11 protein-coding genes are annotated in these 19596 nt (G+C 35.8%); 9 read left to right on the plus strand and 2 right to left on the minus strand.

From position 1 onward, the window contains the following. Nucleotides 1-164: 164 nt before the first annotated feature. Entirely contained in the window at nt 165-668 is a 504-nt protein-coding gene (locus AVL50_RS18250; RefSeq protein ID WP_157491419.1) for a hypothetical protein, read from the minus strand. 203 nt (nt 669-871) lie between these two features. Then, nucleotides 872-1696, minus strand: coding sequence for a hypothetical protein (locus AVL50_RS18255; protein WP_157491420.1), 825 nt, complete (start codon nt 1694-1696; stop codon nt 872-874). Between the two features lie 905 nt (nt 1697-2601). Here AVL50_RS18255 and AVL50_RS18260 point away from each other — a divergent pair. The 9 genes from AVL50_RS18260 (at nt 2602) to AVL50_RS18300 (ending at nt 19417) form a co-directional block, all read left to right on the plus strand. Beyond that, the gene (locus tag AVL50_RS18260; RefSeq protein ID WP_082795910.1) at nt 2602-10098 is read left to right on the plus strand and encodes an Ig-like domain-containing protein; all 7497 of its coding nucleotides are present in this window, start codon (nt 2602-2604) and stop codon (nt 10096-10098) included. Between the two features lie 1098 nt (nt 10099-11196). Continuing rightward, nucleotides 11197-12009, plus strand: coding sequence for a DUF2490 domain-containing protein (locus AVL50_RS18265; protein ID WP_062617929.1), 813 nt, complete (start codon nt 11197-11199; stop codon nt 12007-12009). Nucleotide 12010: 1 nt separating this feature from the next. Beyond that, nucleotides 12011-12889 (plus strand): MORN repeat-containing protein, encoded by an 879-nt coding sequence (locus AVL50_RS18270; RefSeq protein ID WP_062617930.1) that lies wholly within the window; start codon nt 12011-12013, stop codon nt 12887-12889. Nucleotides 12890-13093: 204 nt separating this feature from the next. Next, nucleotides 13094-14185, plus strand: a complete 1092-nt coding sequence (locus tag AVL50_RS18275; protein WP_062617931.1) for a DUF2652 domain-containing protein — start codon at nt 13094-13096, stop codon at nt 14183-14185. Nucleotides 14186-14236: 51 nt separating this feature from the next. Further along, nucleotides 14237-14515: a hypothetical protein gene (locus tag AVL50_RS18280; protein ID WP_062617932.1), complete on the plus strand. Its 279-nt coding sequence runs from the start codon at nt 14237-14239 to the stop codon at nt 14513-14515. 10 nt (nt 14516-14525) lie between these two features. Next, complete coding sequence (locus tag AVL50_RS18285) at nt 14526-16211, plus strand: glycoside hydrolase family 3 protein (protein ID WP_062617933.1); 1686 nt, start codon at nt 14526-14528, stop codon at nt 16209-16211. Nucleotides 16212-16973: 762 nt separating this feature from the next. After that, complete coding sequence (locus AVL50_RS18290; protein ID WP_157491421.1) at nt 16974-17465, plus strand: hypothetical protein; 492 nt, start codon at nt 16974-16976, stop codon at nt 17463-17465. Nucleotides 17466-17781: 316 nt separating this feature from the next. Continuing rightward, nucleotides 17782-18351, plus strand: a complete 570-nt coding sequence (locus AVL50_RS18295; protein ID WP_062617935.1) for a helix-turn-helix domain-containing protein — start codon at nt 17782-17784, stop codon at nt 18349-18351. Nucleotides 18352-18712: 361 nt separating this feature from the next. After that, the gene (locus tag AVL50_RS18300; RefSeq protein WP_157491422.1) at nt 18713-19417 is read left to right on the plus strand and encodes a hypothetical protein; all 705 of its coding nucleotides are present in this window, start codon (nt 18713-18715) and stop codon (nt 19415-19417) included. Nucleotides 19418-19596: the final 179 nt, after the last annotated feature.

The raw sequence follows: 19596 nt of genomic DNA on the forward strand, positions 1-19596 counted from the left end.
AATAACGATTGTTTTAGTGTATCGTTATTTTAGGACTTTACAAGCTCTAACAAAAAACGATGCACAAGTTTAAACTTATGCATCGTTTTTTGTTTTAAGGTGAACTCCAAGTTTTAAATCAGAAGTAAACTTGATTTTTACTTGAGTATTTATCAAACGTCCAATTACTGCACGAATTTTTCCCATGTAGTAGCAGTACAACCTGCTTCAGACTGCTTAGAGGCGTAGACTACAGATTCGTTATTTAATTCAGTAAAAGTAAAAGTAACTTCTCTATCAAACATATCTGAGTAGATAATCACTTGTGTTTTATCTGTAGAAAATTTCCAAGTAGCGACTTTATAAGGAATACCAGTTTCACCATATCTACCCATCAATTCACCGCTGGTGTCAAATGAAATGTAAGCATTTGTTGCAGACAAGTCTAAATCTGGTTGATCACATGTGAAGCTCACTTTAGAGACTTCGTGTTTCCACCATTTTGATGTACTAGAACTTAGTCTAGCGCTGCTTTCAACTGCACCTGTTAGTATTTCATAACGCTCTTCTACTGGTGCAATTTCACCAGAGGGTACACCAGGGAAAGCTTCAGGAGTAGCTTCGTCTTCGCTACAAGATAAAAGTGTACATAATAAGGTAAGGATCAAAAATGATTTGATAAGTTTCATAGTAAACATAGTTTGTAGAATATTAAATAGCATGCTTATTGAGAAGTTTGCTTAAGCTTTTCCATTAAAAAATTGGAAAATACGCACTACTTAATAGTCAAAGTTTAAAAATTAACAATAGTTCATACTTACAAAGCTATAATTTAAAATGTTATATACAAATGCAATATGGCAGGTGTCTCCATTTTGTACTTCTTTTTTCTTTATAAAGAAAACCCAATGCCACCTCTTGGTCCATGGATTCTAACGCTTCCAAGTTTATAATATTGATACCCTGCAAACACTTGTAATCTATTAATGTAAACTTTCAAATCAGAACTTCCTTGTGTAAAGTTGATTTCCTCAATGCCTCCAAAATACCAATTTGTAAATAGGCTGACCGGTTTTACAATATAAATTTCACTTCCTAAATTAAAATTCCAGCCGGTGTAGTTTTCACCAATCCATATACTTGTAAAACCAGTACCAACCCACAAGTCAAAACGTGTAAAAGCAAGTCGGTGATAACTTAAATTGGCATGGAAGAAATCGAGATAGAAATTTCCTTCGTTTTCTGTTTTTTCTCGAAGTCCAGAATAGTCCACATCAATACTCAGTTTTGGCATAAACTGAAAACGAGTAAAGACTTGAATACCTTGAACGTTTTTGTTTTCAAAGAAGTAATTGGCTTGAAGGTCCCAACTCAAAGTTTTCTGTTGTTCTTTGATTCTGGTGTAGCGGGCGTCTTCTCCTCCAGAATAGGTGTATTTAGATAACTTGATAGGCTGACCATAAATTTGTTGTAAATCAGATTCTTTAGGGAAGTTGAACAATATAGTGCCTATAATTTCTGATAAGGCATTGGCCGTACTTTTGTCATTCCCTTTATTGGGTTGTTCGTAAGCATTAGGCATATCATCTCCCTCTTTTATTTCTTTTTCAATTTTTTTGAACTTTTGACCAAATGTATGGTGCTGTAGAAAAAGAAGAATTAGGCAAAGAAGTAAAGATTTAAAGTAAATCATAAGAAGAGCAGATGAGATTTTCATTTTTTTATGTTTAGTGTATTGTAAACCAAGTATTGGTCAGTTATCAATTGAAATTGATGCGAAGGTGCATTGCTTACTGATTATACATCAAAAGAGAAATGATTTGTAATAATCTTCTGTAGGGAGGTTGCATTACAACGTCCCCACGAATCAAAATAAGGACAAAAAAAAAGAATTTCACAAAAAAATTGTGAAATTCTAATAGAACACCCCCCTCAGGGGGTGCACTGCTTAACGATTCATACTCAAATATTGAAAATTGATTTATATTATGCAAGAAAAAAGAGAGAAAATATTAAATATTTGATAATACAAAATTCAAACTTATTAGAAATACGTATTTTTTAGAATAAAATGGAGCAATTTTGAGGGTATTGTGTAATTAAGTTTGCTTTCTTTTTTTATTTACTAAACATCTATTCTTCCAAAATCTACACTTACACTATTTCAAACATGCTCTTATATTATTCCTTTTTTAAAGAATTTTCAATTTTATAGACACCCTTATTTTGTACTTTCCCAACGGTTTTATTGGATATGTAAGAATTTATTTCTTCGATAATCCTGTGAATTATGTTAAAAGCTTATTTTTTAAGTGAAAATCTTAATACTAAAATCAAATACAATAATTTGTTTAACAGCCTGTTTATGAAGATTGTATGGTATTTTATTTAAATGATACCTAAATAAAAAGTGTATTTTTTACTTTCTAAAACTTAACATATGTTTGTTTCAAGATGATGTCAAAACAAGGCTCATCTTATCCTATCGTCTATTGAATTAATGAATTGAAAGAAACTTACAATCTATTACACTGCGCACAACTATTTTGTATGTAAACTGACTGAATTCAACCTACAATTAAAATTTTTAACAAACGGAAGAAATTATTACTTATTTAAACTATGAGAAAGTTTACGTTGACATTCTTTGTCCTCTTTTGGGCAGTTATGTCTTTTACTCTCCAACTCAACTGTATTGCTCAAATAACCCCCGTGGGTAGTGGAAGTTATACTACCACACACCCCGGAGTAGATGAAGCAGGCCGTAACGGTGAACCTGCAGGAAGTCCTCAATTAAGTGAAGCTGCGCTTAACAAACCTGTTCCTACAAATGATTGGTGGTCAACATTGATCCAAAGTGATCACGCCAATAATCTATTCAATTATCCTCTGGCCATGAAGACAACAAACCAAGGTTTGGTCGTGACCCATATACCATGGGGCGTATTGGATGATGTATCGCCAATAGTAGTAGGTGTTCAAAACTTAGAAGCTTCTAAGACAACTATTGCAGATCATTCCGACTGGACTGTCACTATGGATTGGAATGATGGAACACAACATTTTCAAGCTACTTCTGGTATTGGGATGCCTTTTGTGTATTTCAATAAATTAGATACTGATGTGGCAAGTGTAACCATCAACCAAGGTACTGTAACGGTGACGGATGAGATCATTACAGTAGAAAATGCACGTAATGGAGCAAGCTTTGTAATCTATGCACCCACAGGTAGTACTTGGGAACAGAATGGTGAAATTTTTACTTCAACACTGAATGGTAAAAATTATTGGTCAATGCTGAGGTTACCGCTTTCAGCAACAAACATTGCAGAGGAGGCGACCAACTTTCAAAAATATGCCTATGTTTTTCCAACCAATACTACAGCTGATTGGACTTATGATGAGTCGGCTTCTCTATTAACAACAATCTACAATGTAGAAGTGGATGTTAAAGAAGGGAGTGAAACCAATATGCTAATGGGGCTTTTACCGCACCAATGGTCTAATTTGTCATCAAGTTCTACGCAACCGATTGATATTTCTTACACTTCGGTAAGAGGTGAACTGAAGATGTTGGAAGGCAATACATTTACAACTGAAAGTACTTTCTATGGTGTTTTACCAACATTGCCTTATGTCAATAATTATAGTGATGGATTTGATATTTCTGCTTTAAATCAAAAAGTAGAAGCATTGCAAAATGAAAGTTTAGCCACTTGGACAGATTCATACAATGAAGGTCAAGTGATGAACCGATTGATTCAGACAGCAAGAATTGCAGATTTGACAGGTAATGCTGAGGCAAGAGACAAAATGCTAGCTACTGTGCAAGAGAGATTAGAAGATTGGTTGACAGCAGAATTAGGAGAAGTCGCGTTCTTATTCTATTACAATACAAACTGGTCAGCAATGATTGGTTACCCAGCGGGTCACGGACAAGACTCAAACTTAAATGATCATCACTTTCACTGGGGATATTTCATTCATGCAGCAGCATTTTTGGAACAATATCAGCCAGGTTGGGCTGCTAAATATGGTGATATGATCAATCTTTTGGTAAGAGATGCGGCTTCCTCCAACAGAGATGATGATACGTTCCCTTATTTAAGAAACTTCAGTCCTTATGCAGGACACTGTTGGGCGAATGGATTTGCATCTTTCCCGCAAGGTAATGATCAAGAGTCAACTTCCGAAAGTATGCAGTTCAACACTTCTTTGATTCATTGGGGAGAAGTGACTGGCAATAAAGAAATCAGAGATCTTGGTATCTACCTTTATACAACAGAACAAGCGGCTGTGGAGGAATACTGGTTTGATATGCATGAAAGAAATTTTAAAGCCGACCAACCTTATAGCTTAGTATCTAGAGTTTGGGGTAATAGTTATGACAATGGTACTTTCTGGACTGCAGATATTGCAGCTTCTTACAACATTGAGCTTTATCCAATACATGGCGGATCGTTGTATTTGGGACATAATAAAGCTTATGTAGATAAACTTTGGACAGAAATGACACAAAATACACAGGTACTGGACAAGGTAGAAAACCCGAACCTTTGGTATGATGTAATGTGGAAATACTTGTCATTCTCTGACCCTGCCAGAGCCATTGAATTGTATAATGATCATCCGGACCGTACTTTGAAGTTTGGTGTTTCTGATGCTCATACTTACCACTGGCTACATGCCATGAACGCATTAGGTCAGTTGGATATGACGAAAACGGCTGATTCACCAATGGCAGTAGCTTTCAACAACAACGGTGATATTACATATGTAGCTCAAAATTACGGTACAACTGAGAAAACAGTAACTTTCTCTGATGGTTATGAATTAATTGTACCTGCAGGTCAGCTAGTAACCAATAAAGATGTTGATTTTTCAGGTACTATTACCAGTAGTTTCTCACAAGCGGCTGTAAATGGAGCAGTTGATTTAACAGTGGAAGTATCAGGAGTAACACCTTCAAAAGTGGAAATTTATAATGGTAGTGAGTTGGTAGGTACACCTCTAACAGCACCTTACACAGCTAAAGCAACAGATTTGTCGGCAGGTATTCATCAGTTTTATGCTAAAATTTACGATGGCGATAATTTCACAGTGACAAATATTGCAAGCGTGACAGCAGGTTTCCAAGTACCGTTTGGAGGTACAGCTTCAGCTATTCCAGGTAGAATTGAAGCGGGTCATTTTGATGAATTCCAAGGCGGTAATGGTCAAGGAATTACTTATCATGATCAAGATGCTTCTAATCAAGGAAATTATAGAAAAGAAGAAGGTGTAGACAATGTATTGGATAATGCTGAAGGTGCCACTGTAGGTTGGACTGCAGGTGGAGAATGGTTAGAATATACCGTAGAAGTGACGACTTCAGGCGTTTATGATATGACTTATCGTTACGCAAGCGGAAACGGTGCCGGAGGTGGACCTTTTCATTTATCATTAAATGGTGAAAAAATCACAGAGGATATTAGCGTTTCTGGAACAGGCGGATGGTCAAACTGGGTGAGTGGCACGGCTAGTGCTATTGAATTGCCAAAAGGAACTCATATCATAAGAGTAGCTTTTGATGGAGGTGAATTCAACTTAGGTAGTATGTCATTTGAAAAAACAGCAGATTTGGCGTATGATTTACCTTCAGCCGATGCTGGTGATGATTTTGTGGTAGACCTTTCAGGAAACACGCCAAGTTTAGATGGTTCAGCAAGTACTGATTCTGGAAATGCTTCTTTAACGTATCAATGGGAACAAGTATATGGACCAAGTGTTTTAGAATTCTCGGATGATCAAGCAGTTGCCCCTCAATTATCATCAATGATTGCCGGTGAATATTTGATCAAGTTGACAGTGTCTAACGGTTCATATTCTAATTCTGATTTGGTGAAAATTTATGCTTCTGAAAATGGGATTTTGGCTCCTAATGTCACTTTAGTCTCTCCAAAAGAGGGTGATTCTTTCTTTACTGGAGCAAAAGTAGCCCTAACAGCAGAAGCTTCTGATTTAGATGGAACAGTTCAAACTGTTGAATTCTTTGTCAACAATCAAAGTGTGGCATCGCTTACAGAAGCACCTTATACTTTTGATTGGAGCTCAGAGATCGTAGAGACTTACAGTGTGTATGTTTCCGCTACTGATAATGACAATAATGTGACTTCAACCACACCGGTATCTATTACTACAAAAGCTCCTCCGTCATGTGCAGGAACAAGTGAAAATGGCGATTATGATTACATTATTTCAGATGATAAAAACAATCCAACTATCACTTTTGTCCCAAATCAAGTTGGAATGGGATCTACCGTTTGTATTCTTTTCTTATCTGTTGATGGTGGTGGAGTAGCAGGATACAATGTGTCGCCTGATCAGCCTTATCAAATTAATGTGGCTGAAGGAACACCAATTGAATTCTATTATACTTACTCTCATCCTGAAGGAGGAGAAAGAAACACAATGTCCAACCCTCACAAATATATTATTGGTACTTGTGTTTCGGCTCCTGTTGACGAAACGATTCCAATGGTTTCCATTACTTCTCCCAACGATGGTGACGCCTTCAAAGAAGGGACTTCTATTAAAATAACGGCAGATGCTTCTGACACTGATGGAACAATTGCGAGTGTTGCTTTTTATGCGAATGATCAATTGATTCAAACAGTCACAACAGCCCCTTATGAAGTGGATTACACTGTGGTTCTAAATCAAAATGCTCTGAAGGCAGTTGCGACTGACAATGATGGGAAAACAAAAATTTCTGATTTAGTTACCATTAAAGGGAAGTCGGGAGATGTCTGTGATCAAGGAACGGTAGCCAATGGACATTTTTCTTATGAGATTTCTGGAGAAAGTGATAACCCAACCATCACTTTTGTTCCAATTGTGGAAGGAGTGGGTAATACAGTACTCATTTTCTATTACTCTGTTGATGGCGGTGGAGTAGGTGGCCATAATGCCAAACCGAATGAAGCCTTCCAAATTAACGCATCAGCCGGAAGTACTATTGAATTCTATTATACGTATAATCACCCTGAAGGTGGAGAGCGTAATACAGCAGATGATCGTCAAACATTTGTTGTTGGAGATTGTGGTACAACTTCTCCAACCGATCCTATTGCTAAAGTGATAGGTGTAGAAGAAAATAGCAAATATGTTTTAGGAAGTGCTATTACTCTACAAACGGAAGTTTCTAATGTGTCAAAAACAATTACTAAAGTAGAATATTTTGCAGGAGAAACAATGTTGGGATCAAGTTCAACAGCTCCATATGCTTATTCTTGGACTTCTGATGTGAGTGGAGAGTTGAAATTAAAGGCAGTGGTGGTTTTTGATGATGAAAGTACATTGGCTTCATCGGAAAAAACAGTGTTTGTGGGTAGAATTCTTCCATTTGAAGATATGCCATATGAACTGCCAGGTATTATTGAAGCAGGTAACTTTGATACATTTGAATTTGGTTCAGGTCAAGGCATCACTTACTATGATAATTCAAATATTAATCAAGGTGGAACAAGGCCTGAGGAATTAGTAGACGTTGTGGCTGAAGGTGAAGAAGGAAACACTGTAGGATGGGTGCAAGCTGGAGAATGGTTGACGTACACTGTCAATGTAAAAGAAGCTGGAATTTATAAATGCGAATTCAGATACGCATCAGGTAATGATGTCAGCAGAGGGCCATTTTTCTTTGAATTAGATGGACAGAGACTGTCAACAGATATTCCAGTAAATGCCACAGGAGGTTGGGGCAACTGGGAAACTGCCACTGTGATGGATATGGATTTACCAGAAGGTAAACACGTTTTGAAAGTAAGTTTTGTTGGTGGTGAATTCAATATTGGTAAAATGAATTTTATCATGGAACCAAAGAATATTTTACCAACAGTTAGTGTGGCTACAGCTGATAGTAAGTCAGAGTACAACTTAGGATCAACGATTACTTTAAATGCAATGGCGAATGATGAAGACGGTACTGTAATGAAGGTAGAATTCTTTGTAGGAAGTCAGTCATTGGGTGTAGTCACAGAAGCTCCTTATACATTAGATTGGACACCTGAGTTAGCAGATACTTATAGTGTAACTGCTGTGGCAGTGGACGATAAAGATGGAGAAAAGGCATCAATGCCGATTTCAATACAAGTGAATGCAGTGATCATCAATGAACCGCCTACAGTAACGGTTTCAACTTCAGATGCCTCAACAGAATATACAGTTGGTACAACTATCACACTTACTGCTGACGCAAATGATACGGATGGTTCTATTTCAAAAGTAGAATTTTTTGTCGGAACAGAATCAGTTGGAGAAGTAACGGAAGTTCCTTTTACAATGGATTGGACGCCAGAAGTAGCAGATAACTACAGTATTACGGCTGTGGCAACTGACAATGGCAATGCAAGAACAACCTCAGAAGCCTTAGCAATTACAATTAATACATTGGTTGAAAATAGAGCACCAGAAGTTACACTTTCGACTTCAGATGAAGCTACGTCTTATACGCTGGGTTCTACTGTAGTGATTAATGCGGATGCAACAGATACTGATGGAACAATTACAAGTGTAGAATTCTTCGTTGGAACAACTTCGCTGGGAGTAAAAACAGAGGCTCCATACACCATGGATTGGACGCCAGAAGTAGCGGATGTGTATAGCATTACGGCTGTAGCCATTGATGATGCCACTGCAAGAACAACTTCAGAGGTATTAGAGATTACAATTGAAACTGTTTCTGAAAATGTTTCCCCTACTGTGAGTGTTACCACTTCTGACGAACTGACAGCTTATGATCTAGGAAATACAGTGACTTTAGTGGCAAATGCAAATGATACAGATGGGGAAGTGAATAGTGTAGAGTTCTTTGTGGGGACTACTTCTTTAGGTGTTGTGACTACTTCTCCTTTTACGCTTGTTTGGTCGCCTGAAGCGGCAGATATATATACTATTACAGCTGTGGCCATTGATGACGCGAGTGCCAGAACAACTTCAGAGGCATTAGAAATAGCGATCAATGCAGTGATTGAAAATGAGCCTCCTGTGGTTGCAGTGGCTACAGAAGATGAAGCAACAGAGTACATGATCGGTTCAGCGGTGACTTTGAATGCTACGGCTTCTGATGCAGATGGATCTATTTCGAGCGTAGAATTCTTTGTGGGTGAAACATCAATAGGTGTTGTAACGGAAGCTCCATACACAGTAGAATGGACAGCCTCAATTGTTGGAGATTATAACATTACGGCTGTAGCTATTGATGATGCCAATGCAAGAACTACTTCTGATGTTCTATCATTAACCATCACACCATTACCAAATGTAGCACCAACTGTCAGCGTTGCTACAGCAGATAATGCAACCGCTTACGAACTTGGTACTACCGTGACACTGAACGCTTCGGCTTCAGATACTGATGGTTCAATTGTGAACGTAGAGTTTTTTGCTGGAGAGACATCTTTAGGAACAGTATCGGCTTCACCATTCAGTTTAGATTGGACACCAAATGCAGTGGATACTTACAGTATTACTGCTGTTGCGACTGATGACGCAGGTGCCTCAACGGTTTCATCTGCCCTTTCAATCCAAATTAATGAAGTGCCAAATGAAGCACCTGCTGTTTCAGTAACCACTTCAGATAATTTAGCGGAGTATGCATTAAATACAACTGTTACTTTGACGGCTGAAGCTTCAGATTTTGATGGTTCTATTGCTCAAGTTGAATTCTTTGAAGGAACAACTTCATTGGGTGTTGCAACGGAAGCTCCATTTACTTTAGATTGGAGACCAATTACTCTTGGTACTTATTCCATTACAGCCGTAGCAACTGATAATGATGAGGCTTCTACAATTTCGGAAGCACTTGAAATTACAATCATTGAAGGAGATGTGACTTCTATTGAAAGTGAATTAGTTTCGATTCTTCATTATCCAAACCCAGTCAAAGATTTTGTGACTTTAGAACTTCTTGAGAATGTTCAGAAAGTGAAATTATATGACTTGAATGGAAGGTTATTAATGGACGAATCGATCTATCAAAGAGTCCATAAAATGAATTTAGGGCAACTTCAGTCTGGTATTTATTTTATTGAAATAGAAGGATCTCAAGCTTATAAAAAATTGAAAATCATCAAACAATAAGTACTAGGACAGAAGCAAAGGGATAATTTTAGGTTAATATTTTTTATTCTAATCGAGGCAGATTTGCAGAGCATAGCCTTAGTTATACGATAAAAATCTAACGAAGAGTAGGATAAAAAAGGTAAGATAAAATGTCCGTTTTCTTTTGTCCTAGTACTTAAGTACTAAGACAAATGAAAACGAGGGTTTCGTAGACCCATAATTGAAATTATGGGCTTTTGGGAAGATAACTCATTTATCAACATGTGATTATAATATTTGGCTTATCCATATTAAATGGAAATAAAGACTGTAAATCTTTGAGGTATGTCAAGATTATAATGAAAGTTGGAAAATATGATAGCTTCCCATAAGCCCATGACTTTCAGTCATGGTGCACGTAATTATTGTTTCATTTCTTTTATCACAGTTTAATACACTGTAAACTAAGTTCTCATTATTTTTAGTATTTAGAAATCAGGAGATTTCTGATGATCTGTAGGACACGAATGACGCTTACGCTTAACATTCGCGCCAGTGGGCGAGTTTAAAATCATTGAGGTGAGAGGAATGGAATTTAGTTTTTGACTTCAAAGCCTTGACTTTTTTGCTTCGTATTCATGAATGGAAAAATGAAGAAGAAGGAAGCTTGAAAGTAGATTATAAAAATCTTGTAGAAATATCGATTAAAAGTCAACGATAATTTAGTTTACAGAGTACTTGGCAATTGATCTAAGAGACTGACATGAACTACCCTGCTGTTGAATAAATGGCAGGGTCGTTTTTTATTCCTTTATAAAATAAATTTCCTTCAACTATTCAATAGAATAGCTATCAATAGATTCATAATGTAGAACTTGTTATGTATTCAATAACGACTAACAATTTTTAAAAAATGAATTACAAATATTAACCAACTGCCAATTTTCGGTAAAAAATATCTTAAAAAATAAGAATAGAATTTAATAAATTAAGAAATAACTAAACACCCGCCTACATTTGTTATGTACTGTTTTATGGTTTTCTACTAAGAAATGTCCATAACTTTCACTAAAACCAACACTCTTCACAACACTCAGATCGTTAAATAAAGAGATCTAACTTCACTTAAATTGATTTATGCTAAAACTACCAATAATTACTGTGCTGGCAATTACATTGCTTGCTTTTTGTACTCAACTTCATGCCCAGGAAGGCCCTGAGGTTAATTTAGAAGAAACAGGTATCTGGAATGGACTTTATCTAAAAGTTCGATTTTCAGAGCGGTTTGGCTATTATGGAGAACACCATTATAGATCGCGTAATGCGATTGATGACGTGAATTCTTTCATTGGCCGACCTCGACAAGTTTATAACCGTGCTGGTTTAAACGTATACATCAATGATTACTTTGAGTTTGTAGTGGGACCTACCATGGTAGTGAACTTCTCTCCAGATCCCGGAAGTGATCAATATGAAAGTTTCACTTTGGAACACCGTATTTGGCATCAGTGGTTATTCCGTATGCCGACAATGGGCAGGGTAAAGATGTATCATCAATTCCGTTTTGAACACCGTTGGAAAAAAGACAATGATATTGGTGCAGAGTATGATTACACCAATAGATATCGTTATAAAATGTTCATGTATATCCCAATCAACAAAAGGAAGATTGAGGAGAAAACACTCTACTTTTCTCCAAGTGCTGAGATATTTATGCATTCGGGGGGCTCAATTGGATTTAATCCTTTTGAAGACTTCAGAACGTACAACGGATTTGGTTATGTCGTGAATAGCAACATTACACTTTTTGCGGGTCACATGTGGACTTTAGGGCAGAAATCAAGTGGATATCAATATAAAACCAGTCACATTTTCCGATTCAATGTATTCATCGGATTAGACACACGTAAGAAAGGAAATTCAATTCCGAAAATAAACCTTGGCTATTAACATGAAAAAAGCACTTATACTTATCGTTTTTGCTGTACTGTGTGGTACCATTTATTACTACAGTACACATATCAAAGATTTGTCAGAGAAGATACAGTCTTTGGAGAAAAAAGAAGTTGAATTAGAAGTGTTATCCATCAAAAGTAAAGCAGATTCATTGTTGCTTTTGCACCATTATGATACGGCTTTACATTACTACGGTATGATGGATAGTATCAGTAATACGACAGATTATACGGATAAAGCATGGGCTTATATTAATGAGCAAAAATTGCCTTTTGACAAGATCAATGAGTTGGAAAAAAGGTATTATCATAAGGAAATTCATATTAAAAACTTGAAGAGAAATCAAACTCACCTGTATGATAGTATTAAATTCTATAAGAAAAACAACCAAGTTTTAGCCAAGCATAAAGGTGACTTGGAAGAGAATATTGAACATAATCAGAAAGAAATTAAGAACCTGAAGAAGGAACTTGTTTTAAAAGATAAGGAAATAAACCGTTTAGAGATCATCAACCATGATGGTGCCGAAGTAAAATTTATTGGTGAAGTAATTGATGGCAAAGCCAATGGATTTGGTTATGCAGTCTTTGAAAAAACAGGATTTTATGAAGGATACTGGGAAAACAACATGCGTAATGGGCAAGGTCAATACACGTGGGGAAATGGAGATCGTTTTGAGGGGAATTTCAAAAATGATATAAGAGAAGGTTTTGGGGTTTATTACTTCAATTCCGGTGAAAGATATGAAGGCTTCTGGAGCGACAATCTTAGAGAAGGTTTTGGGGTGATTTTTGACAAAGAAGATAAAAAGATTTTTGAGGGAATTTGGAAAAAAGACAAGCCCAAGAATAAGAAGCAAGGTATGAAAAGTTAGTACTTAAGCATAAATTGAAAAGAGGTAATACACATTGCCTCTTTTTTTTGTACCTAGATAAAATGTATTCCCTTTAAGTTGAAAGAACTTCTGCACAGATTCAGTGCTTAGATAATTTTTTATGACCCATAATTACTATCCATGCTTTAAAAATAAATTCTTTCACCTATCTTCATTTTATCAAATCATTTCAACTTCTATTCAATGGCAAAAACGCTTCTTTTTCTACCTGATATTTCTGGCTTCACAGAGTTTGTACAAACCACAGAAGCACAACATTCACAGCACGTCATCGCTGAGTTATTAGAGGTGATGATCGACTCTAATACAATTGGTTTAGAATTGGCTGAAGTGGAAGGCGATGCATTATTTTTCTTTAAGGAAGAGATGCCCTCTTTAGAACAATTGCTGGCTCAAATAGAAAATACATTCACCGCTTTTTATTCTCATTTAAAATTGCTGGAGAAAAACAGAGTTTGCCCATGTATGGCTTGTACTACGGCTCCTCAGTTGCAGTTGAAGATCATTGTGCATTGTGGAGATGTAGAATTTATTACGGTGCAAAACAAAAGAAAACCTTTTGGAGCTGAAGCAATAGAAGCACACCGTTTGATGAAAAATGATGTGCAAAGTGATAATTACATATTAATCAGTGATGCTCTGGCTCATGAAATTATGTTGCCTTCTCATTATAAGAGCAAGCTTTATAATTTTCAAGAAGGACAAAATGAATACGATAATAAAACGGTCAAATATCTTTATTCTGAATTAGATAAAACCAATTTAAGACTAAAACCTTTTGCCACTGCTCAGAAGGTAAACTTAGAAGGAAAGGCTGATCTTACCTATGAAGTAGAGCTTTATTGTAATGCACAAAAGGGTATTGAGTGGGTATCTAATTATGCAAAAAGATATGAATGGGCAGAAGGAGTGGATGAGTTCATTTACAATGAACATGAAGTGACAAGACTGGGAACAGAGCATGTTTGTGTCATCAACGGCAAGCACCTCAATTTTGTGACCGTCACTAAAAACGATATAAGTATGTCTTCTGGGTTAATATACGGTGAAATGACAGACGGACCTCCTTTTGTTGATAAAGTGTATCAGTTTTATACCTTTCAGCCTATCAATACTCATCGTTCAAAGATCATTGTGGAGGTTTATTTAGAGACAAAATCCATCTTCAAGAAAGTATTTAAAAACTTATTTATAAAAGATGTTTTCAGAAAAGGAATTGTAAAAAATATTGATAATCTGAGTAATAAAACAAAGGAGATTGCTTTAGAAGGTTAATTAATCAGGATTGTCTATTTTTGTACTGAACATAGATTTTTATAAAGTAGAATGTTAGAGAAAAAGCCAATATTGAAGAAGGGGACTTTTAAAAAGAAACTTTCCAAAGCGGAACAATTAAGAGGGACGAAAGATGTGATTTCAAAACGCTTTGATCATTGTGCCGCTAGGCATAAAGAATTGGATCTTCAAGGGAAATTAGGAGAAGAAATCAGAAAGTTTTTGAAGAAGAGAAGAGAAAGAGGATTTGCGGTAGAGGAAAAAGTTTTGAAGCAGCATATCGTTCAAATCAAAAGAAATTTATTGAAAGAAAATCAACTAATGAAATAAGCTTAACGCCATGAATAAGAAACCTCCTTTTATCAATTATATCAAAGATGAATGGGTGCAACAAACGCTCTCATCCATGAGTTTAGATCAAAAAATTGGTCAACTTTTTCAAGTAGCTTGTTTTTCAAATAGAGATGAAAAACATACTGATGAAATTGTACAATTGATAGAAAAATATCATTTGGGAGGTTTAACTTTTTTCCAAGGAAACGCCCTCGCTCAGGCAAAGTTGACCAATCAATATCAAGAAATCTCTAAAGTACCTCTTTTTGTCAATATTGATGCAGAATGGGGGCTAGGTATGCGCTTAACAGGTTGTACTACTTTTCCTTATCAAATGGCTTTGGGAGCAGTGCAAGATGATAATTTAATTTATCAGATGGGACAGCAGATTGCCAAAGATTGTAAGCGATTAGGGATATGCTCTCCTTTAGCTCCAGTAGTGGATGTAAATAATAATCCGAAGAACCCTGTGATCAATTACCGTTCATTTGGGGAGAACAAAGAGTTGGTGGCACAGAAGGGACTAGCCTATATGAAAGGTTTGCAATCTGAAAAGGTATTGGACAACGCAAAACATTTTCCTGGTCATGGAGACACAAGCGTAGATTCCCACCTTTCTTTGCCCGTCTTGACTCAATCAGATGAACGCCTTAAAACATTGGAATTATATCCCTTCCAGCAATTGATAAAAGAAGGTTTGAGTAGTGTGATGACCGCACATTTATCGGTTCCAGCTTGGGAGGAACAAGAAGGAATACCTGTGACTTTATCCGAAAAAGTTTTGAGTACAATTTTGCTGGATGAGTTAGGGTTTGATGGGTTGGTGATAACGGATGCTTTGGACATGCAAGGAATCACAAATACCTTTAAAGATGGCGACGCTGACTTAAAAGCAATTTTGGCAGGAAATCATATCATCACCAATAGTCAAAACGTAGCCAATGGTTTTAAGAAAATCAAAAGTGCCATTGAAGATGGAAATTGGTCAGAAGAGCAGTTGGATAAAGTTGTCACAAAGCTTTTAGCCATGAAAAAATGGGTAGGATTAGACCAGTATCAACCTATTGAGTTGAATCATTTAGAGGAGGATCTTCACTCAGAAACTTCTTATCAATTAAACGAAGAATTAGTAAAAGCTACAGTCACTCAGCTGGGGTTGTCACCTTTCACCAATTTGAATGAAAAAAGTGAAATTGCATTCCTTCAAATTAAAAATCAAACAAAAACTATTTCCGAGCGTGATAAAGTAGCTCATCACTTGAAACAGGTCAATGTGGATGAAGAAAACTTTTTAAAAGACAAATGTTCAGCTTACGGAGACTTCTTCCAATGGAATTCTGATGAGGATGAAAATACTCTTTACGATATTCTCTGTAAGTTGAATTCTTATCGAGGAGTCATTGTATCAATTCATGGTATCAATATAAAGCCTTTCAATCACTTTGATATTCATCCGGTAGTGAGACAAAGTTTGGTCAGTGGCTTAGGAGATACAGAAATAACACTTCTTCATTTTGGGAATGCGTATGCTTTGGATGAATTGGAGGATATAGAAAAAGTAGATCATATTTTTGTGGCTTACCAAGATGGGAAGTTCCAACAAAAAGCCGTATTTGATGCATTATTGGGAGAAAAAACAACGGGTAAATTACCTGTTTCTACAAAATATTATAGGCAGGGTGAAGGCTATTAAGTAGATGCTGTTGTTGTCAGCTCTCAATTGACATTTCAGCAAGCCTTTTATGTCTACTTTCAAGCATCCTTCTTCTTCATTTTTGTCTTAAAACAAAAACGAAGCAAAAAATTCAAGGCCTGTGGAGGTAGTGCAAAACTATTGCTTAATTACAGATCCAAAGAAAAATGTTTTGTAGTATTCTACTAAAACGCAGTTATGTAGGGATGTTGCATTGCAACGTCCTCACGAACCACAAGCAACAAACCTATGCTAATCCCCTTGGTGCGAATGTTAAACGTTAGCGTCATTCGTGTCCTTCGAATCATCAGAAATCTCCTGATTTCTAACTAAATACAATAAATTATCGTTCACTTTTAATCGATATTTCTACAAGCGTTTTATGATTTACTTCCAAGTTACCTTCTTGTTCATTTTTCCATTGATGAAAAACGAAGTAAAAAAGTCAAGGCCTTTGGAGGTAGTGCAAAATGATTGCTTAATTACACATTCAAAGAAAAATGTTTTTGTAGTATTCTACTAAAATGCAGTTATGTAGGGATGTTGCATTGCAACGTCCTCACGAACCACAAGTAACAACTCTATGCTAATCACAAAAGAATCCATTATTATTAACAAAAACATATAACTATCTCAATAAAAACTATTTACAATTCAAGAAAATGAAATATAAGTAATCCGTTACTGTGATTCTTAAAAGATTTTTTTGCAAGATTTGTACAGCCAAAAGCTGCTATGACATTCATAACCAAAAATGCTATTATGCAAACTATAAATTTCAATGAAACACTAAACGATTCTAATGTTTCAATTTTCGTAAGCTCTCAAGAAGAAGCACAATATTTTATCGATGAGATGAATAAGGAATACAAAAAACTTCAAATGGAATTCATTAAAGGAGAGTATCAAGCCGATCAAGGTGAAACAACTCGTCAAGAGTTGCTTAATGAGTTAACAAAAATCCAAAGTGAAATTGTAAGCCTAGATGAACTTCTAGCTACGTTATCGAATGGAAGTCTGAAAGACGATACACAGCTCGATCGTGATAAAGCGTATGTAAAAGAAAGAGAAGTCCGTAAGCGTTATGAAACAAAATGTGGTTTCGGATTTATTAATAACAAATTTGAAACAGCAATAGAACATGCTCACAAAATGGAACTTCGTGAAAGTATCAAAGTGGTGGTAGATTATGCCAATCTAAAAGGGTGGACTGTCAATCACTATGATTTACTTCCAAATGTTGTTACTGTCTAATACAACAAATTAATTAGTAATCACAGTCAAGTACTAGGACAAAAGTAAACGAGTGTTCGTGCACCATAGTTAAAACTATGGGCAGGTGATAGGGCAACCTACTCAAGACTAAAGCCGTAAAGGTTGATAACGGAGGCAACACTTTAGTGTTGTGGGAGTCAATATCACCAGCCTATGACTTCAGTCATGTTGCATATTGTTCTATTTCTTTTGTCACAGTACTTAAGGAATTCCGAGGTGTATCGAAAATAAAAATGCGTCATACAGTTTTTGGAATAAGCACCTTGGAATTTCTTACATCACATTCAGCCTCAATATGAAAAATCTTCAGCTTCACCATAGAAAAATGATCCAACGTCTTATAGAAGAAAAGAGATACTCTGTCAAGGAAATTGCCGAAGGCTTAGAGGTGTCACCTTCTACAATCTATCGTGAGTTGAAGCGAAACACAAACCCTAAAACTAAAAAGTACAATGCAGAATATGCTCACAAACTATTCTTAGCAAGAAAGAAATATGCAGGGTCAAAGAAAAAGAATCCTTTCCAACCTCACCCGAGAAGAAAAAACGATTACCAACTCTATGCCCAAAGACGATTTATTTATTGGTATTCTGATCAGTATTATAAACTAAAATTGCTCAACAGATGGAAAGACGATTTCCATGTTCCCAAAAGATATGCTTACCGTCTTAATAAAAAGTATTTCAATCACAACAACGATTGGGAATTCTATGACCTTTGGATGGAACACCTAAAACTCCTCAAAGCACAAAGGTCAGCATCGACTCTCAAGTATTATTGGATGCGTGCCCTCATCAAAAACGAAATAACATTTACACTCTGGAAGAATCTATCAACAGCAATGGAACAGAAGAAGTGTGTTTAATCCCTTCTTATTTGCTTCTGTACACCCAAATTTCTTCTCAATTCTTACAACTTTTTGAAACAGATATCCCTTTAAGGGATTTTTTTATGTCTAATTTTTCTTAGCAGATTATTTTGTTAGCATTTTAAGTTGAAAATGGGTAAGAGTTGCATTTGCTCACGAATTGATTTTGAAAATTATTTTTTGTTCTATATTATATTAACAACTAACTTGTTGAAGTATTTCAATGATCTAACAGCAAACTTTTTTAGAAAGTTGAAAACATTTTTTACTAATGGCTATACGCCATGGTGTATAGCCGTGAATTTTAAGGGATAAACGCTATGGTGTTTATCCAATGTTGTGTTTCATTAAATCGAATATGAAAAACTTATTAATAGTTATATCTCTATTTGTGTTATCATGTGAGTCTCCTGTTAAGAATTCTAATAAGGTGCATGAGAATGACACAAAAGTAGGTAGTAATATCGCAGAAGAAACTATAGAAAAGAAGACTGAAATTGTAGAGCCTAAAACTATTTCAGATTCAGTACAAATTGATTTCAAGGATTTTGAAGTGATTTTATCAGAATATTTATGTTACAATTTGGAACACCTAAAAAACTATAAATCAGATACTGTTTATATTGATGAAGAAGTAGGATTTGATCTCGATAATCAATTATTAAGAATTGCTTCAAAAGCAAAAGAAGACAGATTCGAAGTATATGTTTCTTTTGAACAAGACTTGAGAGTTATTGTGAGTGAAAATCAGTTGGAAGATTTAGAAAAATGGCATACCCAAGAACCTTTTGTGAAAATCTTAGACTCAGCTCAATACTACTACAGACTACCATCTTATAAGATTAATGAAAAAGAGCTCTCTAAGGATTTTAAAAAGATAAAAGAAGAAATTTTAAAACTAGATGGTGAATACATTGATTCTACTCTTAATACTGCATCGAAATTAGAAGAATTACCTATTCTACTTTGGATTAGTAAAGTACTCATTAAAATTGTGTATACTGATATAAATGGTATTCAAAGAACTATTTTACTAGAAAACCAATCATCATGGGGATGTTAATAACGAAAACACAACATTAGCTAATCTCCATCCATCGGGTGACACACCCGCTGGTCGTAGTTTAGCATTTACGTTAGTGTGCCACGATGCTGTGGCTTTCCAGTAGGTGCAAATCCTACCTAAGTAATTTACTGTTCACTTAGAAGAGTTACTGACAGTGATCGCCGTGAGGTGGATAG

The sequence above is a fragment of the Flammeovirga sp. SJP92 genome, assembly GCF_001583495.1.
Taxonomy (GTDB): domain Bacteria; phylum Bacteroidota; class Bacteroidia; order Cytophagales; family Flammeovirgaceae; genus Flammeovirga.

Bases quoted from the DNA above. Each gene is read 5' to 3' on its own strand.
- AVL50_RS18250 (WP_157491419.1), bottom strand. From the start codon at position 668: ATGAAACTTATCAAATCATTTTTGATCCTTACCTTATTATGTACACTT.
- AVL50_RS18255 (WP_157491420.1), bottom strand. From the start codon at position 1,696: ATGAAAATCTCATCTGCTCTTCTTATGATTTACTTTAAATCTTTACTT.
- AVL50_RS18275 (WP_062617931.1), top strand. From the start codon at position 13,094: ATGGCAAAAACGCTTCTTTTTCTACCTGATATTTCTGGCTTCACAGAG.
- AVL50_RS18300 (WP_157491422.1), top strand. From the start codon at position 18,713: ATGAAAAACTTATTAATAGTTATATCTCTATTTGTGTTATCATGTGAG.
- AVL50_RS18280 (WP_062617932.1), top strand. From the start codon at position 14,237: ATGTTAGAGAAAAAGCCAATATTGAAGAAGGGGACTTTTAAAAAGAAA.
- AVL50_RS18270 (WP_062617930.1), top strand. From the start codon at position 12,011: ATGAAAAAAGCACTTATACTTATCGTTTTTGCTGTACTGTGTGGTACC.
- AVL50_RS18265 (WP_062617929.1), top strand. From the start codon at position 11,197: ATGCTAAAACTACCAATAATTACTGTGCTGGCAATTACATTGCTTGCT.
- AVL50_RS18295 (WP_062617935.1), top strand. From the start codon at position 17,782: ATGAAAAATCTTCAGCTTCACCATAGAAAAATGATCCAACGTCTTATA.
- AVL50_RS18290 (WP_157491421.1), top strand. From the start codon at position 16,974: ATGCAAACTATAAATTTCAATGAAACACTAAACGATTCTAATGTTTCA.
- AVL50_RS18260 (WP_082795910.1), top strand. From the start codon at position 2,602: ATGAGAAAGTTTACGTTGACATTCTTTGTCCTCTTTTGGGCAGTTATG.
- AVL50_RS18285 (WP_062617933.1), top strand. From the start codon at position 14,526: ATGAATAAGAAACCTCCTTTTATCAATTATATCAAAGATGAATGGGTG.